General features: G+C 69.2%; 30 protein-coding genes and 2 pseudogenes. 24 read left to right on the top strand and 8 right to left on the bottom strand.

The window, feature by feature from the left end:
* The first annotated feature begins 15 nt into the window (after nt 1-15).
* Nucleotides 16-372 (top strand): hypothetical protein, encoded by a 357-nt coding sequence (locus ACWF79_RS30505; RefSeq protein ID WP_453731405.1) that lies wholly within the window; start codon nt 16-18, stop codon nt 370-372.
* Here the strand turns inward: ACWF79_RS30505 and ACWF79_RS30510 are convergent.
* Nucleotides 362-712, bottom strand: a pseudogene (locus ACWF79_RS30510) (transposase); the annotation flags it as partial. The gene ACWF79_RS30505 and the pseudogene ACWF79_RS30510 overlap by 11 nt on opposite strands.
* Nucleotides 713-816: 104 nt before the next feature.
* Between ACWF79_RS30510 and ACWF79_RS30515 the strand changes: the two are divergent.
* Nucleotides 817-1,110 (top strand): hypothetical protein, encoded by a 294-nt coding sequence (locus ACWF79_RS30515; protein WP_453731406.1) that lies wholly within the window; start codon nt 817-819, stop codon nt 1,108-1,110.
* Between the two features lie 200 nt (nt 1,111-1,310).
* Here ACWF79_RS30515 and ACWF79_RS30520 read toward each other — a convergent pair whose 3' ends face one another.
* Nucleotides 1,311-1,508 carry a hypothetical protein gene (locus ACWF79_RS30520; protein WP_453731407.1) on the bottom strand — a complete coding sequence of 66 codons (198 nt, stop codon included), beginning with the start codon at nt 1,506-1,508 and terminating at the stop codon, nt 1,311-1,313.
* Between the two features lie 937 nt (nt 1,509-2,445).
* Between ACWF79_RS30520 and ACWF79_RS30525 the strand changes: the two genes are divergently transcribed.
* Both ACWF79_RS30525 and ACWF79_RS30530 read left to right on the top strand, forming a co-directional pair.
* Nucleotides 2,446-2,685 (top strand): hypothetical protein, encoded by a 240-nt coding sequence (locus ACWF79_RS30525; protein WP_453731408.1) that lies wholly within the window; start codon nt 2,446-2,448, stop codon nt 2,683-2,685.
* Nucleotides 2,686-2,687: 2 nt separating this feature from the next.
* Entirely contained in the window at nt 2,688-3,725 is a 1,038-nt protein-coding gene (locus tag ACWF79_RS30530; protein WP_453731409.1) for a site-specific integrase, read from the top strand.
* Nucleotides 3,726-3,735: 10 nt separating this feature from the next.
* Here the strand turns inward: ACWF79_RS30530 and ACWF79_RS30535 are convergent, their stop codons facing one another.
* A complete protein-coding gene (locus ACWF79_RS30535) occupies nt 3,736-4,329 on the bottom strand; it encodes a hypothetical protein (RefSeq protein ID WP_453731410.1) in 594 nt (197 codons plus the stop codon).
* 87 nt (nt 4,330-4,416) lie between these two features.
* Here ACWF79_RS30535 and ACWF79_RS30540 point away from each other — a divergent pair, with 87 nt between their 5' ends.
* Nucleotides 4,417-5,583 carry a hypothetical protein gene (locus ACWF79_RS30540; RefSeq protein WP_453731411.1) on the top strand — a complete coding sequence of 389 codons (1,167 nt, stop codon included), beginning with the start codon at nt 4,417-4,419 and terminating at the stop codon, nt 5,581-5,583.
* Nucleotides 5,584-5,735: 152 nt separating this feature from the next.
* On the opposite strand, the gene ACWF79_RS30545 is transcribed toward ACWF79_RS30540, so the two are convergent.
* From ACWF79_RS30545 to ACWF79_RS30555, 3 genes are all read right to left on the bottom strand, one after another.
* Nucleotides 5,736-5,933 (bottom strand): DUF6011 domain-containing protein, encoded by a 198-nt coding sequence (locus ACWF79_RS30545; protein ID WP_453731412.1) that lies wholly within the window; start codon nt 5,931-5,933, stop codon nt 5,736-5,738.
* A 17-nt stretch (nt 5,934-5,950) separates the two neighbouring features.
* On the bottom strand, nt 5,951-6,883 hold the full coding sequence (locus ACWF79_RS30550; RefSeq protein WP_453731413.1) for a hypothetical protein: 933 nt from the start codon (nt 6,881-6,883) through the stop codon (nt 5,951-5,953).
* Between the two features lie 131 nt (nt 6,884-7,014).
* A complete protein-coding gene (locus ACWF79_RS30555; protein ID WP_453731414.1) occupies nt 7,015-7,464 on the bottom strand; it encodes a hypothetical protein in 450 nt (149 codons plus the stop codon).
* A gap of 231 nt (nt 7,465-7,695) precedes the next feature.
* Here ACWF79_RS30555 and ACWF79_RS30560 point away from each other — a divergent pair, with 231 nt between their 5' ends.
* The 17 genes and pseudogenes from ACWF79_RS30560 (at nt 7,696) to ACWF79_RS30640 (ending at nt 21,622) form a co-directional block, all read left to right on the top strand.
* Nucleotides 7,696-8,190 carry a hypothetical protein gene (locus ACWF79_RS30560; RefSeq protein ID WP_453731415.1) on the top strand — a complete coding sequence of 165 codons (495 nt, stop codon included), beginning with the start codon at nt 7,696-7,698 and terminating at the stop codon, nt 8,188-8,190.
* 79 nt (nt 8,191-8,269) lie between these two features.
* Nucleotides 8,270-9,289 (top strand): ERF family protein, encoded by a 1,020-nt coding sequence (locus ACWF79_RS30565; RefSeq protein WP_453731416.1) that lies wholly within the window; start codon nt 8,270-8,272, stop codon nt 9,287-9,289.
* On the top strand, nt 9,289-9,957 hold the full coding sequence (locus tag ACWF79_RS30570) for a DNA cytosine methyltransferase (RefSeq protein ID WP_453731417.1): 669 nt from the start codon (nt 9,289-9,291) through the stop codon (nt 9,955-9,957). The genes ACWF79_RS30565 and ACWF79_RS30570 overlap by 1 nt, the downstream gene beginning before the upstream one ends.
* Entirely contained in the window at nt 9,957-10,745 is a 789-nt protein-coding gene (locus tag ACWF79_RS30575) for a hypothetical protein (RefSeq protein ID WP_453731418.1), read from the top strand. The genes ACWF79_RS30570 and ACWF79_RS30575 overlap by 1 nt, the downstream gene beginning before the upstream one ends.
* Before the next feature lie 890 nt (nt 10,746-11,635).
* Nucleotides 11,636-12,988 carry a helix-turn-helix domain-containing protein gene (locus tag ACWF79_RS30580; RefSeq protein ID WP_453731419.1) on the top strand — a complete coding sequence of 451 codons (1,353 nt, stop codon included), beginning with the start codon at nt 11,636-11,638 and terminating at the stop codon, nt 12,986-12,988.
* The gene (locus ACWF79_RS30585; RefSeq protein WP_453731420.1) at nt 12,981-13,775 is read left to right on the top strand and encodes a DciA family protein; all 795 of its coding nucleotides are present in this window, start codon (nt 12,981-12,983) and stop codon (nt 13,773-13,775) included. The genes ACWF79_RS30580 and ACWF79_RS30585 overlap by 8 nt, the downstream gene beginning before the upstream one ends.
* Before the next feature lie 139 nt (nt 13,776-13,914).
* Nucleotides 13,915-14,172: a hypothetical protein gene (locus ACWF79_RS30590; RefSeq protein WP_453731421.1), complete on the top strand. Its 258-nt coding sequence runs from the start codon at nt 13,915-13,917 to the stop codon at nt 14,170-14,172.
* Nucleotides 14,173-14,344: 172 nt separating this feature from the next.
* Nucleotides 14,345-15,586: a ParA family protein gene (locus ACWF79_RS30595; RefSeq protein ID WP_453731422.1), complete on the top strand. Its 1,242-nt coding sequence runs from the start codon at nt 14,345-14,347 to the stop codon at nt 15,584-15,586.
* A complete protein-coding gene (locus tag ACWF79_RS30600) occupies nt 15,583-16,842 on the top strand; it encodes a ParB/RepB/Spo0J family partition protein (protein ID WP_453731423.1) in 1,260 nt (419 codons plus the stop codon). The genes ACWF79_RS30595 and ACWF79_RS30600 overlap by 4 nt, the downstream gene beginning before the upstream one ends.
* Nucleotides 16,843-17,181: 339 nt before the next feature.
* On the top strand, nt 17,182-17,442 hold the full coding sequence (locus ACWF79_RS30605) for a hypothetical protein (RefSeq protein ID WP_453731424.1): 261 nt from the start codon (nt 17,182-17,184) through the stop codon (nt 17,440-17,442).
* 11 nt (nt 17,443-17,453) lie between these two features.
* Nucleotides 17,454-17,861 (top strand): hypothetical protein, encoded by a 408-nt coding sequence (locus ACWF79_RS30610; protein WP_453731425.1) that lies wholly within the window; start codon nt 17,454-17,456, stop codon nt 17,859-17,861.
* Nucleotides 17,861-18,238, top strand: a pseudogene (locus ACWF79_RS30615) (single-stranded DNA-binding protein); the annotation flags it as partial. The gene ACWF79_RS30610 and the pseudogene ACWF79_RS30615, both read left to right, overlap by 1 nt.
* A gap of 305 nt (nt 18,239-18,543) precedes the next feature.
* On the top strand, nt 18,544-18,741 hold the full coding sequence (locus ACWF79_RS30620; protein ID WP_453731426.1) for a hypothetical protein: 198 nt from the start codon (nt 18,544-18,546) through the stop codon (nt 18,739-18,741).
* 211 nt (nt 18,742-18,952) lie between these two features.
* Nucleotides 18,953-19,477, top strand: a complete 525-nt coding sequence (locus tag ACWF79_RS30625; RefSeq protein ID WP_453731427.1) for a DUF3560 domain-containing protein — start codon at nt 18,953-18,955, stop codon at nt 19,475-19,477.
* A 14-nt stretch (nt 19,478-19,491) separates the two neighbouring features.
* Nucleotides 19,492-20,202 carry a mucin-2 gene (locus tag ACWF79_RS30630; protein ID WP_453731428.1) on the top strand — a complete coding sequence of 237 codons (711 nt, stop codon included), beginning with the start codon at nt 19,492-19,494 and terminating at the stop codon, nt 20,200-20,202.
* Nucleotides 20,203-20,622: 420 nt separating this feature from the next.
* Nucleotides 20,623-20,910, top strand: a complete 288-nt coding sequence (locus ACWF79_RS30635; RefSeq protein ID WP_453731429.1) for a hypothetical protein — start codon at nt 20,623-20,625, stop codon at nt 20,908-20,910.
* Nucleotides 20,911-21,184: 274 nt separating this feature from the next.
* On the top strand, nt 21,185-21,622 hold the full coding sequence (locus ACWF79_RS30640; protein WP_453731430.1) for a transposase: 438 nt from the start codon (nt 21,185-21,187) through the stop codon (nt 21,620-21,622).
* On the opposite strand, the gene ACWF79_RS30645 is transcribed toward ACWF79_RS30640, so the two are convergent.
* On the bottom strand, nt 21,592-22,281 hold the full coding sequence (locus tag ACWF79_RS30645) for an SMI1/KNR4 family protein (RefSeq protein ID WP_453731431.1): 690 nt from the start codon (nt 22,279-22,281) through the stop codon (nt 21,592-21,594). The two genes, ACWF79_RS30640 and ACWF79_RS30645, sit on opposite strands and share 31 nt — an antisense overlap.
* Before the next feature lie 150 nt (nt 22,282-22,431).
* On the opposite strand from ACWF79_RS30645, the gene ACWF79_RS30650 reads away from it, so the two are divergent.
* Nucleotides 22,432-22,767: a lysine transporter LysE gene (locus tag ACWF79_RS30650; RefSeq protein ID WP_453731432.1), complete on the top strand. Its 336-nt coding sequence runs from the start codon at nt 22,432-22,434 to the stop codon at nt 22,765-22,767.
* Nucleotides 22,768-23,062: 295 nt separating this feature from the next.
* Entirely contained in the window at nt 23,063-23,296 is a 234-nt protein-coding gene (locus ACWF79_RS30655) for a hypothetical protein (RefSeq protein WP_453731433.1), read from the top strand.
* 889 nt (nt 23,297-24,185) lie between these two features.
* On the opposite strand, the gene ACWF79_RS30660 is transcribed toward ACWF79_RS30655, so the two are convergent.
* Nucleotides 24,186-24,487 (bottom strand): hypothetical protein (locus ACWF79_RS30660; RefSeq protein WP_453731434.1); only part of this gene is annotated, 302 nt, incomplete at its 5' end.

A 24,487-nucleotide genomic window follows, 5' to 3' on the forward strand; every position in this document is an offset into this window, starting at 1 on the left:
GAGAGCCTCCGGGGCATGAGCTACGACCTTGCTGTCTGGGAAGGGGAGCAGCCAGCGAGTGACAGGGCTGCCCGCCGGGTCTTGAGCGACTTGTACGACCGCTACCTCGACGGTGAGGACCTGGAGTCTCCGTCCGAACTCATCACGGCCTACGTGACCGCGCTTCTTGAGCGGTGGTGCGATATCACCGAGGACGAGGAAGGAACCTCGCCCTGGTCGGTCGGGCCGCTGATCAGCGGTGCAAGCGGTCCGCTCCTCTATTTCGGGATGGGCTGGAGCATGGCCGAGGAAGCATCGGCCTACGCGGCAGACCTGGCGGACAAGATGGGGCTGATCTGTTTCGACGTACAGCAGGACCGACTCAGGCCCTGAGCGGCGTGGCCAATCGCCGGTAGCCAATCAGAGCTGCGGCTATGCCGACGAAGGCGAGGAAGTGCTCGGCCTTGCGTTCGTACCGCCGGTGTAGTCGGCGGCAGCCAGCCAGCCAGGACACGGTTCTCTCGACCACCCAGCGATGACGGCCCAGGCGCTGTGAGGACTCGACGCCCTTGCGGGCGATGCGGTGGCGGATCCCACGCTTGCGGAGCCATCGGCGCAGGTGGTCGTAGTCGTAGCCCTTGTCCGCATGCAGTTTCGCAGGGCGCCGGCGGCTGGGGCCGCGGCGGGACCGGATGGGCGGGATGCCGCGCACGAGCTGCTCCAGCCCCTGGCTAACTCACACCAAATAACGGGATCACGCTCGCCGCGCGGGCTACGCCGCAGAGCACCGTCCGTGTGTACGATCGCCCTCCAGCAACAGAGGCTAGGGGCAGCGCCATGAGCGACGAGGCAGGCAGGAACGACGGCAACAGCGCAAGCCAGTGGATCTCCGGGGTCGTGTACGGGCAGGACGGCCGTCTGCTGATCCCCGCCTCGGATCTCCTGCGGATCCTGCGAGGGTTCGCCCAGCACTGGAGCGAAGGCGCAGCGCTGGGTGGCCTGCCGAACTCTCCAGCCGTGGGAGACGTCCAGCTCGATCCGGTGACGCTGATGACGGTGGCCGGCGAATTCGAGGAACTGGCGGACAAGATCGACCGCCTGCTGATGTCTGCGCGACCGCCCGACTCCTGACGCGTCGCAAAGCACTCAGCCCCGAACAGTGAGCCGATCTTCATGCCAGGCTGCGACTGCTTCGCCGAGTTGTTGAGGACGATGTTCTCGTCGTTGTAGTCCATCTACGGGTTGAACTAGAGCAGGGGCTACGTGTGCCCCAACGAAACGACACGGGCCCCTGGCGTCGGTATCCAGGGGCCCGCACCAGGTTCAGAACGTCAGAAGCGGCTCTGCATCCAGAGGATGATCAGGCTGACGGCGCCACTGCCGAGGCTGTAGCTGGCGCCGAGGATGAACTGATGGTGGACGCGATGTCCACGTAGGTGGAGGCATTTCCGCAGGCTGCGGGCCCTACGCGCGACCCAGTTGTCCACCGGTCCGCTGTCGCCGCTGTCCGCGCTCTTGTTACTCTGCATGCAGGTCTCCCTCTCGTCTTGTGGCGTGCTGGGGTACCGCGCAGGGAGCCCTCCCGACCAGTGGCCTGGTAACCGTTGTCGGGGTTGCAGGGCTCCTTCTGTGCGTCACTGCGAGTTTATCCGGGGGCCTCGGGCAATCCGATTCTGCCGACTGTAAATGGGGTGCCGTCAGGGGGTGTTCGGGAACAGATCGACCCTCGATCGGAACCAGTAGGAACACATAGACACACCAGGAAACGCATCCTTGTGATGCGCACCACATTCCCCCCGACCGTCATGCCTCTCTCCTTCTGGTACTGAACACGTGCCCTTCGGAACATCGGACGATGGTGGTTCAGCCCGCCGGAGCGGGAGAGAGGCATCCCCCTCAGGAATCCGCGAGCGAGGCGCTTCACCGTCTGGAATTCGACAGTAGTGGGCGTCTGCCTCGCACTGCTGGGCTGCCCGCCAGAAGCCGCCAGTCGGGGCATCGTCGCTGTCCAGGTAAGGGAAAGCCGTGTCCAGGCAACCCGGAGAATCAACCAACCGCGAACTCTGACTAACTCCCGCTAGCTGCGGAAAGGCGTCCGCGGGCGAGGTTGGCTGAATGCCGCGGCTCCGCCACCCACCCTCACCCCTAGCGAGTTGAACGCGCGAGCCTGCGACCTACTTTGCGGCTTGGTGTCTGGGCTAGGACACCATGGCCGAGGAGCCAGTTGACCAAGGTCAAGCGTGCGTACGGCGTCCAATCCCCTGCAGCCACGACGCGGTCAAGGACGTGGGTTGGCAGAAGCTCTTGGCGCGTCGGCGAGATCGAAGCACGAAGGTGCCGATCCTTAGGATCGTTTTCACAGAAGTCGTCCGCAACGGAACGATGATCGAACTGTTCGACAACTCTCCCCGATGGCTGCCGCGTCGGGGGGATCATGGCTTCTGATGCGCGATAACCTCACATATCGTGAACCAGAACTTGCAGCAGGACCTCATCAAGTACGACGCCGCGGTGGTCCGTTGCGGCGAGACCTACAAGGGCATGAGCCGCGACGAGCGCACCGTCCGGAGCGTGGCAGGCCGGCACCTGAAGGAGCACGCGCCGAGCGATCGCACGGACCCGACGTGCACGGCGTGCGGCGGCACCCCGTGGCCCTGCGCCATCGCGGCCGGGGCGATCACCTACTCGGACCCGCACAGCAACTAGCCATGGCCGAACGCCTCCCCACACCCGCCATGGCCGAGGGGCCCCTGCTGCCAGCCGAGTTCGACGACGAGCTCCGCCAGCGGCTGGCCGCCCTCGACGCAGCCTCCGACACCCACGCCCAGGACCACCGGCCCGACAACACCACCCTCGCGTACCGCGCGGACTGGAAGACGTGGACCGCGTTCTGCGAGCAGCTGCAGATCCCTCCCACCGCGGCGACCCGAGGCACGCTCCGGGCGTTCGTCGACGTCCTCTGGAATCGGGAGCACCGCGCCGCGACCACCATCGACCGCAAGCTCGCCGGGGTATCGGTCACCCTGCGCCAGCGGTTCGGCGTCGTCGTCGACCCGGAAGCCACTCGGTCGGCCCGGGAGCTGCTGAAGGACTACAAGCGCCAGGCCGCCGAGAACGAGGAGCCCGAGCGCGGTCGCGGGAAGGCGCCGGCCATGCGCGTCGACGCCCTGCGCCAGATCGTTCAGAAGTGCTCCGACGACATCTTCGGCGTGCGGGACCGCGCGATGCTGCTCCTCGGCTTCGCGATCGCCGCGCGGCGCGCCGAACTCGCCGGCCTGCGCCTGCGGAACATCACCGAGGACCCAGACGGCAACGGGCTCCTGGTCGACGTCCGCGTTTCCAAGACGGATCCCCGTACGGTGCCGGTGCCGTACGGCGAGAACCCCCAGACGTGCCCGGTCCTCGCGTGGCACGCCTGGGTCGAGCGCGCGCAGATCGCCGACCCGGACCGACACGCATTCCGCTCCGTCCACGCCACCGGTTCCGTCCAGCCCAAGGGCCTGACTCCGCAGCGGGTCGGGGACATCATCACGGCCGCTGGCGCCCGCGCCCGAATCCCGGTCCTGTTCACCGGGCACTCGGTACGCTCCGGCATGGCCACGGAGGCCCGCCGGGCCGGGAAGGACCCGAAGGCGATCGCCCAGATCACCGGGCACAAGCCGAACAGCAGCGTGCTCCACGGGTACATGCAGATCGTCGACCGTTGGGACGAGGAAGACAACGCGCTGATCGGCATCGGCCTGTAGGACTGCGTTGTCAGGGCTGATCCGGCTCGTCGATTCTCTGCGGATCAGACTCGGTGCTCACAAGCCACCAGCCCCCGTCGTCATCCCTGAAGCGGGCCTCCACCGCAACAGAACTCGGCAAGTTCGCAACCTGCTGGCCATCGTCGTTGAGGAGCCAGACCGCCTGAGTGGCCTTCTGCGTAGGGTGCAGCAGCGCCTGGACCGTCCAGCGGTAGGTTCCGCCAACATTCCGATTCGGGCCCCAAGAGACCCAGGGCCCTGGTTCTGCGGCTCGAACGTCCATGATGCGCAGATTGGCGATGGGGCGGGTCCCGTGGTTCGTCACGGTCACCCGAATCGACCCTCCGCCTCCTCCGATGTCGATGTGGACCTTCTCGGCCTCTCTGATGGCCGCGGCATCAGCTTCAGCTTGCTGCTGACGTGCTTGCTCGTCCTGCCGATCCATCTGCTGGCGGGTCAGCAGATTGGCTTCCTTTGCGGCCCTCACCTGCTCCTCGGCTGCTATCGCAGCACTCCTGGCAGTCCTGGCTTGGTGAGTGCTGATACCAGCCGCGGCCACCGAAACAGCAACCGCAACGCTGGCGATCCAGTCGCCTGCATCCATGTCGCCCCCCTAGCTCTTTGCGTTCTGCGGATCATCCCATTGAGCCCTGGTTGGCCTGACACGACATGGGGCGGACAATCCCTGACTGTGACCAGTAGCAAGGAGCAACAGAGGTACGGGGCGGCGTCGGTGCGGCAGCTCGCCGCGGTGGTGGACGAGGTCGCGCCGCGGGACCGGGCGGCGTGGGACGGCCGTGCGCGAGTGTCCGGCGCCGGTGGTGTGCCGATCCAAGTGTCGGAGGAGCGGGGCCGGCAGCTGTGGATGCTGGTCGGGATGTGGGACCGGGCGGTCGTCCGGGACGAGGTACCGAACAGGGCCCGCCGGACGGCGGCCCAGCTGTTCACGAGGCCATCGCTGCGCGCGTTCTGGGCGCTGGCCAAGGACGGAGAGCTGCGGCACCTCGCCCGGGATGTGGGGAAGCCGTTGCCGGTGGCGACGCTGCGGATCGTGCGGGACTGCCTGGGGATCCTGGCCGGCCTGGTGGTTCCGGAGAAGACGGTGTGGCTGCCGGTCGTGGAGCAGTCGGAGTTGAAGGAGACGGTGCCGGCGCGGGACCGGGCGGCGCTGTACCGGGGCTTGGCGGACATGGCGCCGGCGGGGCCGCTGGAGCGGGACGGGATCGGCATGTCTGGGGCGGAGCGGGCCCGGCTGCTCGCGATGGTGGGGATCGTTCTGGATTCGGGGTGCCGGTCGGGTGAGTTGGCCGCGCTGCGCCTGGCCGATGTGGCGGGCGGGGAGCGGGCGGTGGGGATCCGGCGGCGGCCGCAGAAGGCGCCGCCCGGGCGCGTGGAGGAGATCGCAGCGCTCGCCGAGGTGCATCCATCTGCGGTGGCGGCGATCCGTTCGGGGCATGTGCATCAGCGGTCGGAGGCCGTACGGCAGCGGGTGCTGGCCGCGATCCGCGAGCTGGAGCCGTTGCCGGAGGTCGAGTGGTATCCGCTGCGGGACGGGACGCGGGTGGCGCTGCGCCGGTGGCTTCAGGTGCGGGAGCAGGTGGTGGAGGCGCTGCCGTTGGAAGGCGGCCGGTCGGCGGTGTGGGTGACGTTGCGGGCGTCGAAGGCCGGGCCGCCGGGTGTGACGCTGCGGCCGCAGGGGGTGCGGCAGGCGTACGCGAAGGGGGTGACGGCGCTGAACTTCGTGATGGCGGGCCGGTACGGGTGGTCGCCGTTGCCGGTGACGATGGAGCAGATGCGGCGCGCGGTCGAGGCGGAGCCGCTGCCGGCTGATTCGGGGCGGGAGTTCACCACGGCCTGAGCCCCGCCCGTCACCCGGATGCGGGCGCCCGACGGGCCGCGGGTTCTGGTGGCTCGTACGGTCGCGGGGACGCCGCCTTCCGATGGGCGGCGGGTTGTCGGGTGGCCCCGCGTACTTCGCACGGCGCGGGGCCGCTTCTCTTCCAGGGTGCGCTACAGGCCGGGGATCGGGTCTTGGTCGACGTCGTGGCGCCGGTGGTGGCTGGTGCGGCGTTCGGGATCGCATTCGGGGCCGAGGAGACGCGAACGCGAGACAGGGTCACGGAGCGCCGCGCCGCACTTGCGGCACCAGCGGCGGGGCAGGCGCGGCACGGGGATGTCCGTCAGGGGTTCCTGCTGCTCTCGGGCCATGACTCCAGTGTTCTCGGTCAACCGTCCAGTGTTGCCCAGCGTGCACGACAAGGCGGCCGGTTGCACCGGTCTTCGCCGGGCACCCTGGAGGCGGGCACTAGTCCTCCTGCTCCGGAACCGATCTCCTTGGATGGAAAGCAGGCTGCCACGGAAGTCCTACGGGTCGGCCAGGTGCCTGTGACGGCTGCGTGCACTTGCTGGCGACGGGGGGAGCGGGCGAACTTCTCCGGTTTCACGCGCCCGCCCAGGGTTTCTCCGTCCTGGGTGAGTGTCCGGGGGGCGTCATATTCGGTGGTCTCCGCCAAGTAGACATCCAGCTCTACGCAGTGGCCTACAGGCGGCGCCGGGCTGCCGAGCGGCTGGATCCCGGACGCGGCACGGAGTTCGTTGATGTAGCCGATCAGGTCGGTCCCCGGCTGGAACCATTCGCGGCCTCGGCCTGGTGCACGCAAGTGCTCGAATCGCCGGTGCAGTTGTCGTTCCCGGACGATGTCGCCAGGCTCTGTTGCCAGGTCGCGCGCGTGCAGGGACATCATCCGCTGAGGAAGGTTGGTCGTGGTTCCGATCTTGATGAGGCGTTCCCGGCGGGCGAAGTAGACGATCGGGGTGTGCTGCGTGTTCTGCGGGACCGGGTGGGCTCTGTACCCGTACCTGCGAGTCCATGTCGTCACGGACCGAGTCAGGCTCGTCTCCAGCTCGCGCACCTTGGCGACTCCAGCGGTGTGGGCCAGAAGGACTGACGCTTGTTCCTCGTGGTCGAGACAGAAGCGCAACGGCTCCTTTGTGGTGGCCAGCATGCGGCAGTCCCCGAACGAGCAGAGCCGGGTGGTGACGGGCGACGCCACTACCTGGACGCGCGAACCACATCCGCAGCGAAAGGCGTGACGGCCGGCGCGGCCGTACGGGTTCATGGAGCGGCCGCATCCGCAGTTGACGGCGAACTGCTGCATGATCAGGTGTTCTCCCAGTTCAATAGCAGGGTCTGGCGCGGTGGCGAGGTCCGAGGCTAGACTGCGCTTGCGCGATGACTGTGCGTCTGGCCACCTCCCGGGTTCGGGACGGTGGCCTTCGTCGTTTCTGGTCAGGCGGCGAGGTCGGTGTCGGTCTGGGTGAGGCGGCGGCGCGGGCGGTAGTCGGCGTCGTCGCGGTCGCGCTCCAGCTCGAAGTAGACGAGGGCGGTCGCGTCGTTGGCGGGTGCCGGGGTGGGGTGCTCGTAGACCTTCGGGGCGGGTCGGTGCAGCGCGTTCGGGATGCGGTGGAGGGTGTAGGCCTGGATGCCGCTGAGGTGGAACTGGCGTTCCTCTCCGCGCAGGCGGCACATGGCGATGATGACGATGTCGCCGCCGATCACCTCGCCGGTCTCGGTGATCTCGACGTCCGTGGTGCGCATTTCGAGGATCTCGATGGTGCGGACGGTGGGCTCGGTCTCGCCGGGCTTCAGGTAGGTGACGGTGACGGCGTGCTTGCGGTCGATGGCGCGGTAGAGGTCGGCGAGGGTGGCGGTGATGGTCTGGCGGTTGGTGTGCTTCACGGTGTCCCCCGTCGTTGTGGTGTGCCCCCACCCTACCCATAACCTATTGCGCGCGCAATAGGTTATGGGTAGGGTTCTCCATGTCAGGCCGCACCCGGTCCCGACACACCGCAACCATGTCCCATTGCGTGCGCAATGGAATTGAAGGGAGACTGGCATGACGCATGCCCGTACCCGCCCGCCGGCAGCCCCCGCCGGAACACCGGGCGCCCCCCGAAGGGACCCCGAACCGTGCCCTCCAAGAAGGACACCGAGCTCGTGACCAACCTCCGCGCCGCCTCCAAGCGCCTCACCGACGCCGGCGCCCCCGAACTGGCCACCGCCGTCGACGAGATCCTCGCCCCGGGCGGATGGAGCCGACTGCGGCGCGCCACTGAGGAAAGCGTCGCGGCGCCCAACGTGCCCATCCACATGCCGCTCGTCACCCGGGCCGCGATCCAGAACGCCAGCAGCTCCGTGGCGAAGGACGTCGCCGAGGGCCTGGAGGCGTTCATCGACGGGACGTTCTCCCCGGCCGCCGGAGCGCACCGGGCCCGCCGCAATACCGGCCTGGAGACCGGCAACCTCAACGTCCGCGTCGACGCAGGCCTCAAGGCCCGGTTCCTCGACGCCGTCGAGACCCGCGAGAGCGAGCTCGGCTACCGGCCGGCACTCAGCCACGTCGCGAAGGCCTGGCTGATCGAGAAGTACGACATCGCACCGGCCGAGAAGCTCGCCGAGGCGTAGCCCGGCCGCGGTAGCGGGCCTGGACGCCGACAACCGGGCCCCACCGCCGTAGTACAGCCACAACCCCATAGGAGACCTCATGGCCCCGGCCACCGAGGCCCCTGCCAGCATGACGGCGGAGGGCCCGACCCAGCACGTCCCGAACCAGGACCACCCCAGCGTGTACGTCCTGATGTCTCGCGTCATGGCGGACGTGAAGAACGTCGCCAAGAACGGGCGGAACGCCTCCCAGAACTACAACTTCCGCGGGGTCGACGACTTCATCGGCGCCCTCGCGCAGCCGCTCCGCGAACACGGGGTGGTCATGTTGCCCGAGGTCCTCGACTTCCAGCCCTCTGTCCGAGGGAAGATGAACGCCGTCCACATGCGCGTCGCCTTCCACTTCATCGGTCCGGCTGGTGACAGGGTCACGGCGATCACCCTCGGCGAGGCATCGGACGTGGCCGACAAGGCGTCCAACAAGGCCATGTCGGCCGCGCTGAAGTACGCGCTTCTCCAGACCTTCATGATCCCGGTCGACGCTGGGGCGCTGGACGACGGCGACCGCGACCACCCTGTGGGCCAGCGGTCCCCGGCCGATGCCTACATGGAGCGGCTGCGGAAGCCCGCCGTCTGGAGCAACGTCAACGCGCTGCTCGGTTTGCACGCCGAGGCCAAGGCCGACGGCCTGCTCAACTCCACGGTGTCTGGTCCCGACGGCGACATCCAGCTCGGGGACCTCCTGGTAGCGCGGGGCAAGGAGCTGAAGGCCGAAGCCGCGCAGCGCGAGGAGCTCAGGGCGAAGGAAGCACCGCAGGTCGCCGCTCAGGTGGCGGCCGAACAGGGCGTCGCCGCAACGCACGACCGTGCTGACGCGCCCACCAAGGAGGACCGTGACGCGCACGTCCAGCGGCTCATGGGCCGGGTCGCCGACGCCGCCTGCTGGAACAGCCCCGACGCCTTGCGACAGATCAAGGGTGACGCCGAAGCCCACCACGTCTTCGACGAGCAGGTGCAGGGCCCGCACGGCGCGTGGCTGCCCATGCGGACCCTGGTCACCGTCCGGATCGCCGAGTTGGAGCAGGCCGCCGAGGAACGGAACGAAAGGAGCGTCGCCTGATGCCCGTCAAGTCGAAGGCCAAGACCCGCACCGCCACCCACCGGCCAGCCACGAAGCGCCGGCGGTTCCGTCACGACGAGTACGTCGCCGTCGACCTCTTCTCCGGCTTCGGGGGCCTCACCGAAGGCATCAAGCGAGCCGGTTTCACCACGATCATGGCGGCGAACCACAACTCGTACAAGGTCAAGGTCCACGAGGCGAACCATCCCGAGGCCGAGCACTGGATCGCCGACCTGGTCGACCCCGAGGCGGCGGACTACCACTCCGCCCGCGACCTTCCTCCTGCGGACCTACTGGTCGCCGGGGTCAGCTGCGTGAACCACTCGCAGGCCAACACGACCAAAGCGTACGCGCAGGGGCTGTCCCTGTTCAGCATGGATGACCCCGACTACGAGGACCGGGTGACCCGCTCCGAGCGGGACCGGGCGACCGCGAACTGCGTGCTGCACTACGCACAGACGCACCGCCCGCGGCTGATCCTCGTGGAGTGCACCACCGAGCTCCAGTCGTGGGGGCCGCTCCTGCCGGGCAGCAAGAAGATCGGCGACGGCAGCACCTACCGGTGGTGGCTCACGCAGTTCGACCTGCTCGGCTACAACCACCGGGTGCTGTTCCTGAACTCCCAGTTCTTCGGGGTTCCGCAGTCCCGCACTTTCCGGCGATCCTGATGCCCGCGAAGGGCGTGCACGGCTCGGAGCGGCTGCTGCTGCAGCCGCTGGCGACGCAGACGAGCCAGCAGGAGGCGGCTCTCCTGTCCACCGGCCCGGGGCTGTGGGAGGAGGCGGCGCTCGCGCTCGCCGTCGACAACTACCAGGGCGCCCCGCGCGGCGCGAGCGACCCGCTGCCCACCCAGGTCGGGTCCGAGACCCTCGCCGTCGTTTCCTCCGGGGTCATCCCGTACCGGAAGAACACTGTGCCCGCCGTGCACACGGAACCCATGTCGACGTTCACCGCGGAACAGATCCCCGGCGTGCTCACCGCGGCCGGCTGGTTCAAGCAGAACGGGCCCACCGGCACAGAGACCGCGGCCCACCCGGTCACTGGCCCGCTCGGCACGCTCACCTCCCGCGACACCACAGCGCTCCTCACCGCACGGTGGGGGCCCGCGCTGTCGCAGGTGCCGTTCGAGGAGTGCTTCTACCGCATGATGTCCGCCCCCGAGATCGGCCGCGGCTGCGGATTCGACGTCAACTTCCGCAAGTACGTTGTCAGGCCGCTTCTGCGGCCTGGGATCGGGGAACGCCTCCGCGCCGTCCTCCACACCTCGCACGACGAGTCGCGATACAACAACCACCGCTACCGATGCCCGAAGTGCCGCGCGGCCGCCACCAAGGGCCGGGCCCGGCGCCGAGCCGAACAGGGCGGTGCGGACGAACAGCCAGCCCCCGCCCTTCAGTCCCCCACTTCCTTTTTGCTGCCCCGTCTTTCGTCCTGGACAGAGCAGCACGCCGCCTGACCACGTTATTTCTTGTGAAAGGTTATAGGACACCGCCCGGGATCCGTACGGCTGTCCGATGACCTGGATATCTGATGACAAGTCGGCTCGTACGACACGTTGGGAAGGAAGGTGGTGCAGTGGTGAGCTCAACCGATAGGCTGCGCCTGGCGCCAGACGACCACTCAGATGAAGGCCGGTCCGACGGAGCCACCCAGGCAAAGGAAAAGCCCCGCTGCAACCCCCGGTGCGCGAACACCGAGGAGCGGGGCTGGACCACACACACAGGTTTCGAGACAAGTGAAAGCGTGGCCGCTATGCCGAAGAGTACCCGGGCACCCGGGGAAGCGAACAGTGGGACCCAGCGCTCCGCCGTGAACATCACACCGGCGTCGAACGCGGGCCACGCCACGTCTACCCACAGCACACGATGACTCCGGCCGGCGGATCCACCGCCGTGTCCGACGGAACGCTGCCCTGCGCCGTGCACTCCCCCGCCTCGGGCCGTCCGTGCATCAAGACCACAACCACCTGGCCCGTACGCGCTCATGCGTCGAAGGCCGGGGACCCATCAGCGACTCATGAGGGAGCGATCGTGACGTAACTCCTGCAAGGCGGGAGGTCCCTGGGCCCCTTGGCGGGGGCACATCCTCAACCGCCGGCCGCTGGTGTTGGCGCACCGTGCGCGGCCACTTCCTACGGCTCGGTTTGGCGACCGAGCTAAGGCCCGAGGTTCAGATCCCGTTTGGCGACGAGGTCCGAGCGTTCGAGCGATCACTGCTCCGCAGCAGTCCGACCCACCCGCAGGGGGCCGCTTTTTGCCGTCCCCAGAAGAGAAGGACGGGTACATAGTGCAGTACGCCGCACCTACTTGTCAGCTTCCGCGCGCCCGCACGGGCGATTCGCGACCTATGTCCGCCCCCTCGGGTGACATCCCGTGCCAGAAGACCGGCACTCAGACCCCTTCGACGCGCGCGCTCCGCGTCCCCGTTCCGCGCCAGTGGATCGCCGAGACGGCCGGACGGGTCGCGTCCGACGCATACTCGTGGATGCAGGCCGTGCACTGGGTCGGCGGCTCCGGGCTCTACGAGCCGTCCCGGACTCACGGCCCGAAGTGGGGCCCGACGACCGTACAGATCGCGCAGGAGATGTCCGCGCTCACCGAGTGCCGGCCGGGCGTGGACTACCTCGCGCGGAAGGTGGGCGTCACCGAGCGCACCGTGCAGTACCACCTGGACATGCTCCGCGAGGCCGGGCTGTTGGTGTACCGCTCCAAGGGCACCCGGCTCGCAGGCCGCATCCGGCAGGCCTCCGTCTACGAGCGGGTCATCCCAGTCGAGTTCGACAAGGCCCTTGGCATCCGAACCGTGCAGCGCGACGACACCGCGCCGCCCTACACGCGGGTGCCGGTCGGGATCGCCGAGGAGGGCCGCAAGCTCATCGGGAAGCTCGCGAAGAAGGCCGCCCGGAAGGTGCGCCGGAAGCGCTCGCGGGCCTCGAAGTCGGCGGGACTGGATTGCACCCCAATGCAGGGTGGTACCTCAACTGTCTCTACTACCGGTGATCTCACGCTTCCCTCTGAGAGCAAGCTCGCAAGCGGGAAGAAGGTCTCCCCCACCCCCAAGCAGCAGAAGCCAAAGGCCCGGAAGCTTAACCGAGTCGGGCGCCGCCACCAGCTCGCCCGTGAACTGATCTCCCAGGTGCCGTGGCTGGCCAACGCCGCCGCGCCGCGGATCGCCTGGGTGGCCCGGCACGTTGCCGACGCCGACTGGACCGTGGACGACGTCCGCGCATTCCTCGCCCTGGCCGCCGAGCCCTCGGCCCGCCGACCCTCCGCGCTGCTCGCACACCGGCTGAAGGGCGCCCACCTGCTCTGGGACACCCCCGCCAAGCGCGCGGCCGCCGTGGAGGCGTGGAGGGACTGCCGTACGGCGACCGCCGAACGGCACGTCGAGTGGCAGGTAGAGCAGCCGGGCCCGGCCTCGTCGGCTGCACGAAGGCTGTTCACCGAAGCGGTCGCCACGGTCGAGGCCTCCCTCATCGACGAGACCGCCGCCACCGTCGTCGACGCCACCAGCGAGCTCGTCCTCGAGGACCTCCCCCGCCACCTGGTCATCGACATGCGCGCGGCGGCGCAAGCCGACCCGGCCCTCATCACCGCCGCGCTCGAGACCGGCATGAGCGAGCGCGACGCCCGCCGCCTCTACACCAACCAGCTCGTCGACCGAGTCCTGCGCACGAGGAAGGTCCCCGCCCATGTCTGACCCTCAGCCGAAGGCCTCCGGGCAGGACCTCGCCCGCCAGGCACTCGCCGCCTACAAGGCCAACCGGCCGACCACTGGGCCGCCGGGAGCCCGCCGCGCGAAGCGCCCGCGCGTGGCGCGCGACGGCGGCCGCGACCCGGTCGGCTTCGCCGCCCTCCTCGGCCAGCTCGGCGCCGAGCAGGGCTGGGCCCAGGGCGTACGCGGCGGCAGCATCCTGGACCGCTGGGCCGAGCTGTGCCCACAGTTCGAAGGGCGCGTGCAGGCCGTAGCGTTCGACCCGGATCGCGGCCGACTCGACCTGCGCCCCGGATCGGACGCGTACGCCGCGCAGCTGCGCCTTCTTGGCGGCCAGCTCGCCCGGCAGATCAACGGCAAGCTCGGCAGCGACACCGTCCGCTCCATCCGGATCCTGCCCGTCGGAGCCCTCCCCGCCCCCGCCGCCCCGGCGCCCGACACGTCGCCTTCCCCGGAGAGCGGTCCGGTGCGGACGCGGGAGACCGCCTCCGACGGCTACCACCGCGCCCGCGCCGTCCACCGCGAGCACCGCCGCACGGCCGCAGACGAGACGCCCTTCGCCCGGGCGGTCGCAGCGGCACGCGCCCGACAGGACGCCGCCCTCATCGCCTGCCGGCTCCCCGACGACGCGCACAGCGCCTACCTGGACGAGCTGGAACGCCAGCACGAGGACCAGAGCATCGACCAGCTGGCCGGGAGCATCCAGGCCGCCCTGCGCTACAAGCACAGCAGCGGAAGCCGTGAACCACAGCCGGTGTTCCGGACCGCCTGACCGCGACCGCTCCGGTATTACGCCGTAATAATCCCCAGCCAGCTGGCCGTCGGGTTTACGCCGGTAGACCGAGCAGGGGGAATGCCCGGCGAGATCTGCGGGAGCGTGGACACCACCTCCAGCCGTCGAACGGAGCCCCTTGGACACGCTTGCCGCCGCCGCGCCCAGGCTCGCCGCCTTCCCACCCGCCGCGTGCATCCTGCACGGCGACTTCCACCCCATGGCGTCCGAGTGCTGGGGCGCCACCGTCGACTGGTACTTCGCACACGACCACCTCGACCAGATGGCCGCCCGAGACGCCTACCAGGCCGCCGTCGAGCGGCAGATGCTCGACCGGCACGCACGGGAGAACCGACGCCCTCAGGACGTGGCGGCGCCCCCCGGTATTACGTCGTAATACCGGGGGAGGCGCTCCCGAGGGTGGGCCGCGCCTCAGCCGTCCGGTCGACGAGTATTACGACGTAATACTCCGGAGTCTGGCCGCTGAAGGTCTCTCACCCTCCTTCGCGCGACTAAGAAGTAGCGTGTCGATGCATACTTTGATCTTGCGCGTTAGTAAGGTGTCGCCCATGACATCGCCCAACTCCGGCGACCGCGACAAGGTCGTCTCGAAGCTCCCGGCCGGGCTGCAGAAGGATCTGAAGATCCGCACTGCGCAACACGGCATCGACATCCAGCACGCCGTCGAAGCCGGCATCACGGCCTGGCGCGGGTTGGGCTCCAATCTCCCTCCCATCGACACCTCGGGCGCGCGGTCGTTCTCCACGTTCCTGCCCGGTGGCCACTGGGAGGACTTCCGCAGCGACTGCACGGCCAGGGGGGTGTCCATCGTCCAGGGCCTCTCGCAGTCCGTGCAGGTGTGGCTGGAGAAGAACCCCGCCCCGGCCCTGGTCCGCCCCAAGCACCCACGGCGCATCATCACCTGCAACCAGAAGGGTGGGGTCGGCAAGACGGCTGTCGGCGCTGGCGTCGGCCAGGGGTTTGCGGAGGACCCGGACCAGCTGTACCCCGTGCGGATCTCCAAGCACTTCGCCGCAGCACTCAACGAGGACGAAGCGGCCGACTCCCCCCTCGACCTCGAGGACCTTCCCGGTCTCGGCCTCAACGTGCTCCTCGTCGACTTCGACCCCCAGGGCCACATGACCAACCAGCTTGGTCACGAGACCCTCCCGATCGATGGCGACAGCCTCACCAAGCACATGGCCGGCGAGCCCAAGGGCGCCCTCCGGGACCTGATCGTCCCTGTTGAAGGAGAGCGCTTCGGCGACAGGCTTCACCTACTCCCGGCGTGCAACGACGCCTTCCTCCTGGACGTGAAGCTGTCCGGCGTCCGTGCACGGGAAGCCGCCCTCGAGCGGGCACTAGGACCGATCGAGTCCGACTACGACGTCATCGTCGTCGACTGCCCGCCCAGCCTCGGCCTCTCCATGGACGCAGCCGCCTACTTCGGGCGTCGCCGACCCGAGGAAGCGCCCGGCAACTCCGGCATCCTCGTCGTCGTCCAGGCCGAGGACAGCTCCGCCGACGCCTACGGTCTCCTCACCACGCAGATCGAGGACCTCCGCAGTGACATGCATCTCGAGCTCGACTACCTCGGCATCGTGGTCAACCACTACGACGCCCGACGGGGCTTCATCGCCACGTCTTCGCTCCAAGCGTGGATGGACATAAAGGATCCGAGAGTTGTGGGCGTCATCGGCGACCTGAAGGAGCAGAAGGAAGCCGTCCGCGCCAAGCAGCCGCTTCTCGAGTACGCCCCCCGGTGCAGCCAGGCCATCGGTATGCGCGCGCTCGCACGGGAGATCTCATGAACAAGGCCACTAAGCTCGGCATGGGCGCCTCGTTCCAGCAGGCCAGGCCCGTAAGCGCACGACGCGCCGCCATCGAGGCCTCCACCGCCGCCCCGACCGAGGGCGCGATCCCGCCGCAGGAACTTCCCGTCAGCGCCATCAGCCTGAACCCTGACAACCCGCGCAGGAACCTGGGCGACTTGACCGACCTCGGCAACAGCATGCGCGACCACGGCCAGAAGACCGCGATCAGCATCATGAGCCGGTTCGCCTACCTGGAAGGCAACCCTGGCCGAGAGGCAGACCTCGAGCCCGGGACCCGGTACGTCGTCATCGACGGCAACTCCCGGCTCGCTGCGGCGCGCGAAGCGGGGCTGCAAACCATCAAGGTGATGGTCGACGACGGCCTGGGCAGCAACTCTGACGAGATCCTGGAATCCGCGCTCGTCGCCAACATCCACCGCAACGACCTCGACCACCTGGACGAGGCCCGCGCCCTGGAACAGCTCCTGAAGATCCACGGAACGCAGGAGGCCCTCGCTGCCCGGCTCCACCGGTCCCAGCCGTGGGTGTCGGGACGTCTCGCCCTGCTGAAGCTCACCCCGGAGCTGCAGCACCGCCTCGAGAGCGGTGAGGAATCGGCGGACCTCCTTCGGAAGGTCGGCAACAAGAAGCCGGAACAGCAAGAGGAGCACCTCGCCAAGCTGAAGCAGCAACGGGAGGCCGCCACCTCCCGCAAAGAGAGGGTGCAGCCCTCAGAGGTCTCCACGAAACCGGGCGACGGAACCGGCCCGGCGACTACGAAGAACGACGGGCAGCCTCCTGCTGACCCCTCCTCCGCCGAGTCCATCAGCTCCCACGAGCCCGGTCCCTCTGAGGCCACTGGCCAAGTCGGCGCACTGACCGGGAACCCGGCGGTCAGCAGCGGCGGGTCTGGTCTGGAGGGGACTCTCACGCTGCCCGATCCCCGTCCGAGCACCGAGCCCGAGCCGAACAGCCCTGTCGCTGACGAAGCGGCCAGCCCCGGAGCCGGGCGAGACTCCGCGCCAGCGGCTAGCGCCGTACCGGTCATGCCGTGGGGGGACGGCCGCGCGGTGATGGACATCGCCACGCGGGCGATGGACGAACACCAACGCGGCCGCCTGGTGAGCCGATACTTCGAGGCCGGCGACCCGGACACACTCGCGAGGGCCCTGCGCGAGAGCTGCGACCAGGCCAAGCGCGAGGAGCTTGCCAGCGTCTTGGCCAAGGTGGCGGACCTCCTGAAGCAGGACTGAACCTGGCATCCCTCTGCGGCCCCGTCCCTCCCGAACCTTGGGAGGAGCGGGGCCGCTTTCGTCTTGAGGGGGTAGATCGGGCATCCAGACGGGGGATGCCTCTACCCGGCTGGCGAGCTCGGTCACTACAATCACCGTTATCTGACGGGCACGCGCTCGTGAGGTCTCTGGCCCCCGTAGGGCGCTGTGGTCGTTGTCGGCAAAACTCCGTCCCCACGCGCTGCGGGGGTCGCTCTTTTCCCGGTGTTCGGTCTTGCCCGTCTTCGGGTCGGAAGGCATCAGTAGAACTGACCGAATCGTGTGCGTGAATTGTGGAGACGGCTACGAAGAGCCGTCCAAATGGCCGTCAGCACCATCCAGCCCTACCCGCTCGACCAGGACCTGGTGACCTACAAGGAGGCGCGGAAGCTCTTCGCCGAGACCGACCACGAGGTCTCTGAGTCCACCATGAGGCGATGGGTCCGGGACAAGCGCCTCTCCGTAGCCCGGTACGACGGCGTCGTCTACGTGTCGTACTCGGACCTGCTCGTCGCCCACGGCGACTGGGTCGCCCGGCGCAGGAGCGGGAACACCAGCCGTCCGCTATCGAGCGAGTCCTGAGCGAGTCCTCCTTGACCTTGCGGACGCTGGAGCGGATGGGCCGGTCCCACGAGGAGATCGCTCGATCCCTGGGGACGTCGCAGAACGTGGTGAGCGCTGGCCTGCGCGTGCTCCAGCAGCGTGATGCCGCTCTGAGCCGGGTGTCCCGCAAGGGCATCGAGGATGCGGTGAAGCGGCTCCAGGCCGCCGAGACGCGGGTGCGCCGTGAGTCCCGGGTGGGCCTGACGGTTCAGGATGTCATCGAGATCGCGGGGAGCCGGATTCTCGCCCTCCACGGGGGCGGCACGCCGCTGCGCCAGGTGGCCGAGCAGTTGGGGCTGAACCGGGAGGGCGTACGCAAGGCGTACTTGCAGCTGACGATGCCGACGACGGAGCAGCAGAAGCAGATGAGGCAGGACGACATGGAGAGGGCTGCGTGATGGCTGGAGAGACCGTAATCACTGTGGTGGGCAACCTGGTGGACGACCCGGAACTGCGGTTAACCCCGGTGGGGCCGCTGTAGCGAAGTTCCGCATCGCGTCGACGCCGCGCGTCTTCGACAAGGCGACGAACGAGTGGAAGGACGGGGAGGGGCTGTTCCTGTCGTGTGCGGTGTGGCGGCAGGCGGCGGAGAACGTCGCGGAGTCGCTGCAGAAGGGGATGCGGGTGATCGTGCAGGGCCGGCTGAAGCAGCGGTCGTACGAGGACCGTGAGGGTGTGAAGCGCACGGTGTACGAGCTGGACGTCGAAGAGATCGGCCCGTCGTTGAAGTCGGCTACGGCGCGGGTGACGAAGGCCGGCGGGCGGGGGCAGGATGCGTACCAGTCGGCGCGTCGGGAGCAGGGTGCGGTGTCGGCGGAGGATCCGTGGTCGTCGTCGACGCCGGGTACGCAGGGCGCCGGCGGGCAGGGTGGCGGGTCGTGGGGTGGGGGAGGGCAGGACGAGCCTCCGTTCTGAGGTGGGTGTTGGTGTGTTGGGGTCCGGTCCCGGGTGGGATCGGGCCCTTTTGCGTGGGCCGAACGAGAGCCATAACCCATTGCGCTCGCAATAGGTTATGGGTTAGAGTGGCAGAGCCGACAACGACCCAACCGGGCGAAAGCCCAGGGATGGAAGGGGAAACCAATGGCAGCCGCCACCTACAACCGCCTCACCGCCGACACCCTCGCCGACGTCATCGCCCTCCTCGCGAAGGACGACGGCCTGTACGACCGGTTCATCGACGCCGTCCACGAGCGGTCCATCTCCCGCCCCCACGACGGCCACGCCTCCGAAGCCCTCACCGTCGAGCGGCTCGCCGAGGACATCGCCTCCGCCCTGTAGGCACCCCAGACGGCTCCCCGGCCCCCGGGGAGCCCCGCCGCCCCCCAACCCCCCACCCGGGGGCGGCACCCCGGGCAGGCACCCGGACCCGGCGCACGAGCCCCCTTCCGTGCCGCCCCTGTCCGCCGAGAGCCGCCCACCCCGGCCGCGCGCCCCGACACCCCCTTCCCGGGGCGCGCGGCCCCACCAACCACCGCACGGAGGCTTCGCCATGCCTGAGAACGACCCGAACGCCGCCCGCCGCCGCGCCGAGGACGCCCAGAAGCAGGCCGACCGCCTCGCTGCCGAAGCCGACGCCCGCACCGGGCGCGCCTCGGCGCTCTACAACCGGTTCGCCGGCGGACAGCCCCTCCTCGTCGGCCACCACTCCTACCGGTCCGCCGTCCGCGACCGGACCCGTGCCGACAACGCCACCCGCCGCGCCATCGAGGCCCGTAAGGACGCCGAACGCGCTCAGGGCAAGGCCAACAAGGCGAAGCACGAGGCCGACATGGCGGAGCGTCTCGCAGCCCGCGACCGCGCCTGGCAGCGATCCGACTTCCAGCCCGGCGACATCGTCGAGGTCCGCACCTTCCACACCTGCACGGACACCTACCGGGTCAAGCGCGTCAACGCGAAGACCCTGACCCTCGAAGGCCCTGGCGGCGGCTACGGCGACCCGAAGCGCGAGTACGACCGGGTTCTCTCCCGCACCCGCGACGGCGTCACCGTCACCAACCCGTCCGACCTCGACTGACCAGGAGCCGCCTCGTGCGCACGTACGCCACCGCCCAGAACCTCGGCGACCGCAGCCACCAGTGCGACGCAACCGCCGTTCACACCACCCCCGACGGCGTCACCGCCTACGCCCTCCTCGACGGCATCGGCTCCACCCCCGCCATCCAGAAGTGGACCGGCGCCGCCGCGCGCCGCCTCGCCCGGGCTGCCGCCCGCCACGGCGACGCCGAGACCGGCCTCCGCGCCCTCTACGCCCAGTACGCCGCCGAGCCCGACCGTGCCAACCCGTACTACCGCGAAGACCGCGGCACGGCCGCCGCCATCGTCGCCGTCGTCACCCCCGGCAAGCCGACCACCATTGCCTGGTGTGGTGACTCCCGCGCCTACGCCCTCACCGACGGCACTGCCACCTGCCTCACCCGCGACCACAACCTCCGCCGCGTCTTCCCTGCCCGGGACGGTTCACCCGGCGGCAGCCGTAACCGGATCACCTCCTACCTCGGGGCGACCTACACCGACGCTGAGGCCATGGCCGCCGTCAACCACCCCGCCATCGAGACCCACACCCTCCAGTGCGGCCCTGTTCGGCTGCTCCTCGCCTCCGACGGCGCCTACGAGCCGTACGAGGACGCCGGACACGCCCTAGCCCCGCTCCTCGATGGGACGTCGCTGCGCACGGTCGCCCGCCGGTTCGCCGACGGCGCCGTGAAGGTCTCCCGCGCCGCGTCCCCGAACGATCCGTAAGCCGACAACGCCACCGTCCTCATCGCCGACATCCCCACGGCCTGAAGGGGAGTACCGCATGGCACGCCTCAGCAAGGAAGCCGCCAAATCGTCCCGCAGAACAGCGCACCGTTCCGGTACAGCGGTGAGCGCTACTACCGCGAGGAGCCCGACCGCGAATGCGCCCGGTTCGAGGAAGAGACGGGCATCCGCCTCGGTCCCGGGGTCGGCTTCGACACGGCGATCTACCGGGGCAAGTGGCGGGGTGTCTCCCCGCGGGTGGAGGTCGCTGTCTGCGACTTCGCTGAGACGCCTGTGGCGAACGAGGCGCCACCCCCGGGCAAGCCTTCCACAGCAGAGCCGGCCCACTGCACGACCGGTCACCGACGTCCACCTACCTGACGAGCAACTCGCCTTCCCCGCCGCCTGAAGGAGACCTGAATGCCCGAGCCCACCGTCACGGCCACCCAGTACGTGGTGTCCGTCCTGCCCGACACCCACCCGGACCGCCGCTATTGGTCCGCGATCGTCGCCCGCACCCCGGACGGCTGGATGGTGCACGACTCCGACAGCACCTACGGCCCGGACGGCCAGCGCGCCACGTTCGAAGACGCGCCCGTGCACGCCGACTTGGACGCCGCCCTCGCCATCGCCCGCCGGGTCGCACCAGACGTCACCCTCAACGGCCACCCCGTCACCGACGCACCCGCCCACACCCCCGCCGCCTGAGAGCGTGTTTTTGATGGCTGGCCTGGGAGTCTGTAGGCCTGGATGATCCGGGTTGTGGGCTCGGATGGGGTGGTCCGGCGGTACTGCCGGGAGTGTGGCGGTCCGCTGCCGTCGTCGATGGTGGCGGAGGCGGTGTTCTGCTCGGGTCGGTGCAGGTCAAGGCGGTGGCGGCGGCTGCGCCGGACTCGGCTGCGGGTGGTGGCGATCCAGCGGGGCGAGCAAGCCGTATGTCCGGTGTGTGGGCGGTGTTGGACGGTGGGGGTGGAGCGTCATCATGGTGACCCCGGCCGATATGACCGACCGTGATGCCGCCCGCGAGATGCTCTTCCGCCTCCGCCTTACCCATCCTGAGATCACCCAGGTCTGGGCCGACTCCGCCTACGCTGGCCAGCTCGTCGACTGGGCCCGCAGCTTCCTCGGCATCACCCTCCGGACCGTCTCCCGTCCCAAGGACGCGAAGGGTTTCGTCGTCCTGCCGCGGCGCTGGCGTGTCGAACGCACTATCGGCTGGATCATGAATGCCCGCCGTAATGTCCGCGACTACGAGCGGCTGCCCCAACACGGCGAAGCCCATATCAACTGGACGCTCATCACCGTCATGACCAGGCGTCTGACCCGCAAAGGCCCTCGCACCGACAGCTGGACAAGGAAGCCCAGGGTGAGTTCTACCGAGAGCGCAACTCAGTCTGCCGCTGGGACCGATGCCAGCTGACGTTCAGCCTTCTCAAGCCACGTCAGATACCAGCGCGTGAAGGTCATCGGCGCGCCGCTGTCGTCGAGGAGGGGCTTTAGGTCCTCGTCATCCACCCTGTTGTCGGACCAGATGCGCCCACGCTCCGGGCCGCTGATGATCAGCCACTCGCGGGCGGCACAACCCAGCGTTGAGATCACGACCGCGCCGACCGTGCGGTCCTCCGACCACATCACGAGTTCCCAGCGCTCTTCCCACGCCTCAATGGCGTCATCGAAGTCCTCGATCTCCTCGAAGTCTTCCTCTTCCGGGCGCTCGGACAGCAGCAGCTGGACAGCTTGAGGATCGGCGCCTTCACGTGGGAACGGCTCGGCCAGCCGGGACAGGTCAGCCAGGTCGGCTCCGTCGCCCTCCCACCGCCAGCGACCCTGAATGAGTCGTACCGGATACACCCCATATGAGGGCCCGGCACCGCCAGCGCCGACGTGGAGGAGGAAGTCGCGGTACTCCCCGGGCAGCGACACACCCATCTGACCTTCGAGGTCCGCCAGTTCCGCCGGGGTCAAAGGGTCCTCGAGGAAGAACTTGTGCCCTATCGCGCCAAAGACGCGGTCGCCGGCTCGCGCGGCGATGAGAGCCTGCACCCGCCCCCGCACCCCCACCCATATCGAGTCATCCATGAGCCGAGCCTATGCGCGACCAGCATGGCCGATGTGACTGTGCGCGGTAGTCGGCCACTCCTGAGCACCTCGGCAACCATTCCAGCTCGGCAGGGGTCCTTCATACCAGGCGCCGTTCGGGGCCATCGGACGCGAGGATGGAGAGTCGCCATGGGGGTCCGCAGCGCAGCGAAAGGCGTCGGCGACTTCCTCATCGAGACAGTAGGAGAAGCCGTCGCCGAGGTGATCCTCAGCCTGCTCACCTGCGCCCTGCTCGGCTGCCTGGCTCTGATCGCCTACCTGAGCTGGTCTTTCAGCCCGCGCTTGACCATCGCGGGGGCCGGCCTGCTCAGCCTCTTCCTCGCCCACGGCGCCTGGCAGACCTTCCGCACACCCGCGAAGGGGCACCGTCGGGGCCTCGCCGCCCTGACCGCTGCCAGCTTCACTCTGGTCGGCATGACCGCCCTCCTCCTCCTGCTCTACGCCACAGGCTGCGGCTGCTTGTGAGGCCGTCTTGGCTCCCACCCGCGCTCAACTGGCCGCGGAGTGGGCTACGAAGAAAGGCAGGCCAGCCTTCAAAAACACGCTCTGACCCAGGAGACCTACATGCCCGACCAGCCCGCCCGCTGAGGCCCGGGCGCGCGCCGTCCAGGCGTACCGGGATTCCCGCCGCGCGGAGCAGGCACGCCACCAGGAGTGGGAGGGCGACTGGCAGGCCCCGCGCAGCGAGTCGGTCCGCCGCCTTGTTGCCGAAGCCTTCGCTCCCCGCCCGCAGCAGCCGTACGAAGACGGTGGCGACGTCGTGGCCGCCGATGCCGTGATGGGCGTTGACGACCTCAGCGCTGAGGAGCGGGCCATTCTGCGGGAGCAGGCCCGCAGCGAGTTCATGCACGGCGAGACGGCGCTCGTCACGTCCACGGTCGAGGCCTATGGGCTGCTGGCCGCTGAGCGGATCTACGGCGCTGACCTGGTGCAGCGCGCAATTCGCCTTGCGAACGGCATCCGCAGTTCGCTGATGACCCTCGGGCACCCGTAAGCAGCAGGACCAGGCGGCGCCGGCCGGGGAACTGTCCGGCGTCGACCTCGCCCGGGTCGCGCTGCACCAGGCCCGCAAGTCCGGGCAGCTGGACCTGCGCCCGGACTCGCCCGCGTACGCCCCAGCTCCGGCTGCTCGGCGCCCGGGTCGTCGCCGCGGCGAACGACGCGGTCGGCCTCGTCGCGGTGCGGCACCATGCGCGTCCTGCTCGTCGGCAAGGCGGGCCCGGCACTTCGTGAGCCGCCCGCGGTCCCGGTGCCTGCAGCCGTGCCCGAGGCGCCGGTGAGGACCCGCGCCATGGCATCACCCGGCTTCCACCAGGCGCTGGCCGCGCATCGGCTGCCGCGGGTATCCGGTGGCGCGCCGCACCGGCCACCCGCGCTCGGGGCGTGTCTGCGGGCGTCCGGTCCTTCGGGCTCCGTCTTGTCGGATGCCGTGCTCCGACCAAACGTCGCGGTGCCCGGAGAGGCCTGCGGTGCGGGCTTGCTCGAGCCGGGCGTGTGACCTGACCAGGCATCTGGCGGAGCCGCCGTCGGCTCGGTCGCGTGGGCTAGGTGTGGGCGGCGCACAGTGAGTCGTGGATGGCGAGCAGATCACCGAAGAGCTGCACGGCTTTCCGGCAGAGTATCGCGGCGAGGGACACGTACTGGTCCACCGGTATCAGCCGTCCAAGATGGCCACGGCCCGTCCGATGATTTCCAAGACGAGAAGCGCAGGTACCAGCCAGCTGGTTATGGCGTCGCTGATGGAGGGCGGCGGAGGTGGGTCGTTGGGCGATCGGGGTTTGCTCCCGAGGCCGTTGATCATGTCGGCTTTCCTGTTCGGTTGTCTGTTGTCCTGGGGAGATGAGCTGGTGTTCGGTGCGGGTTCGCGCCTATCACCCCGCCGCCTAGCGGCTGGTGATGATCAGGTGTGGGACGTAGCCGACGCGATGCAGGCCGAGGGAGGGGGGCGCTGCCAGGGCAGGGCTGGGTGTCCATAGCGCGCTCGGCCGCGGGGCTTCGGGCTCGGATGGTGGCCCAGGCGTGGGCATGGTGCTGGAGGTTGGGTTGGTGGCGAGGACCAGGGCGAGGAGGAGGCCGGTGGAACGGTCGCGGAGGGCCTGCGCGGCGTCCAGAAGCCGGTGGTGTTCGGTGACGGGGAGGGAGAGGGCGACCGAGCACGCCTGGCCGGCCAGGGGGAGGGAGATCG

It is taken from the genome of Streptomyces sp. NPDC054975, from assembly GCF_053609105.1.

Coding starts and splice junctions, on each gene's coding strand:
- ACWF79_RS30505 (WP_453731405.1), top strand. CDS start 16: ATGAGCTACGACCTTGCTGTCTGGGAAGGGGAGCAGCCAGCGAGTGAC.
- ACWF79_RS30515 (WP_453731406.1), top strand. CDS start 817: ATGAGCGACGAGGCAGGCAGGAACGACGGCAACAGCGCAAGCCAGTGG.
- ACWF79_RS30520 (WP_453731407.1), bottom strand. CDS start 1,508: ATGCAGAGTAACAAGAGCGCGGACAGCGGCGACAGCGGACCGGTGGAC.
- ACWF79_RS30530 (WP_453731409.1), top strand. CDS start 2,688: ATGGCCGAACGCCTCCCCACACCCGCCATGGCCGAGGGGCCCCTGCTG.
- ACWF79_RS30535 (WP_453731410.1), bottom strand. CDS start 4,329: ATGGATGCAGGCGACTGGATCGCCAGCGTTGCGGTTGCTGTTTCGGTG.
- ACWF79_RS30545 (WP_453731412.1), bottom strand. CDS start 5,933: ATGGCCCGAGAGCAGCAGGAACCCCTGACGGACATCCCCGTGCCGCGC.
- ACWF79_RS30550 (WP_453731413.1), bottom strand. CDS start 6,883: ATGCAGCAGTTCGCCGTCAACTGCGGATGCGGCCGCTCCATGAACCCG.
- ACWF79_RS30565 (WP_453731416.1), top strand. CDS start 8,270: ATGGCCCCGGCCACCGAGGCCCCTGCCAGCATGACGGCGGAGGGCCCG.
- ACWF79_RS30570 (WP_453731417.1), top strand. CDS start 9,289: ATGCCCGTCAAGTCGAAGGCCAAGACCCGCACCGCCACCCACCGGCCA.
- ACWF79_RS30575 (WP_453731418.1), top strand. CDS start 9,957: ATGCCCGCGAAGGGCGTGCACGGCTCGGAGCGGCTGCTGCTGCAGCCG.
- ACWF79_RS30580 (WP_453731419.1), top strand. CDS start 11,636: ATGTCCGCCCCCTCGGGTGACATCCCGTGCCAGAAGACCGGCACTCAG.
- ACWF79_RS30585 (WP_453731420.1), top strand. CDS start 12,981: ATGTCTGACCCTCAGCCGAAGGCCTCCGGGCAGGACCTCGCCCGCCAG.
- ACWF79_RS30595 (WP_453731422.1), top strand. CDS start 14,345: ATGACATCGCCCAACTCCGGCGACCGCGACAAGGTCGTCTCGAAGCTC.
- ACWF79_RS30600 (WP_453731423.1), top strand. CDS start 15,583: ATGAACAAGGCCACTAAGCTCGGCATGGGCGCCTCGTTCCAGCAGGCC.
- ACWF79_RS30605 (WP_453731424.1), top strand. CDS start 17,182: ATGGCCGTCAGCACCATCCAGCCCTACCCGCTCGACCAGGACCTGGTG.
- ACWF79_RS30620 (WP_453731426.1), top strand. CDS start 18,544: ATGGCAGCCGCCACCTACAACCGCCTCACCGCCGACACCCTCGCCGAC.
- ACWF79_RS30625 (WP_453731427.1), top strand. CDS start 18,953: ATGCCTGAGAACGACCCGAACGCCGCCCGCCGCCGCGCCGAGGACGCC.
- ACWF79_RS30635 (WP_453731429.1), top strand. CDS start 20,623: ATGCCCGAGCCCACCGTCACGGCCACCCAGTACGTGGTGTCCGTCCTG.
- ACWF79_RS30640 (WP_453731430.1), top strand. CDS start 21,185: ATGGTGACCCCGGCCGATATGACCGACCGTGATGCCGCCCGCGAGATG.
- ACWF79_RS30645 (WP_453731431.1), bottom strand. CDS start 22,281: ATGGATGACTCGATATGGGTGGGGGTGCGGGGGCGGGTGCAGGCTCTC.
- ACWF79_RS30650 (WP_453731432.1), top strand. CDS start 22,432: ATGGGGGTCCGCAGCGCAGCGAAAGGCGTCGGCGACTTCCTCATCGAG.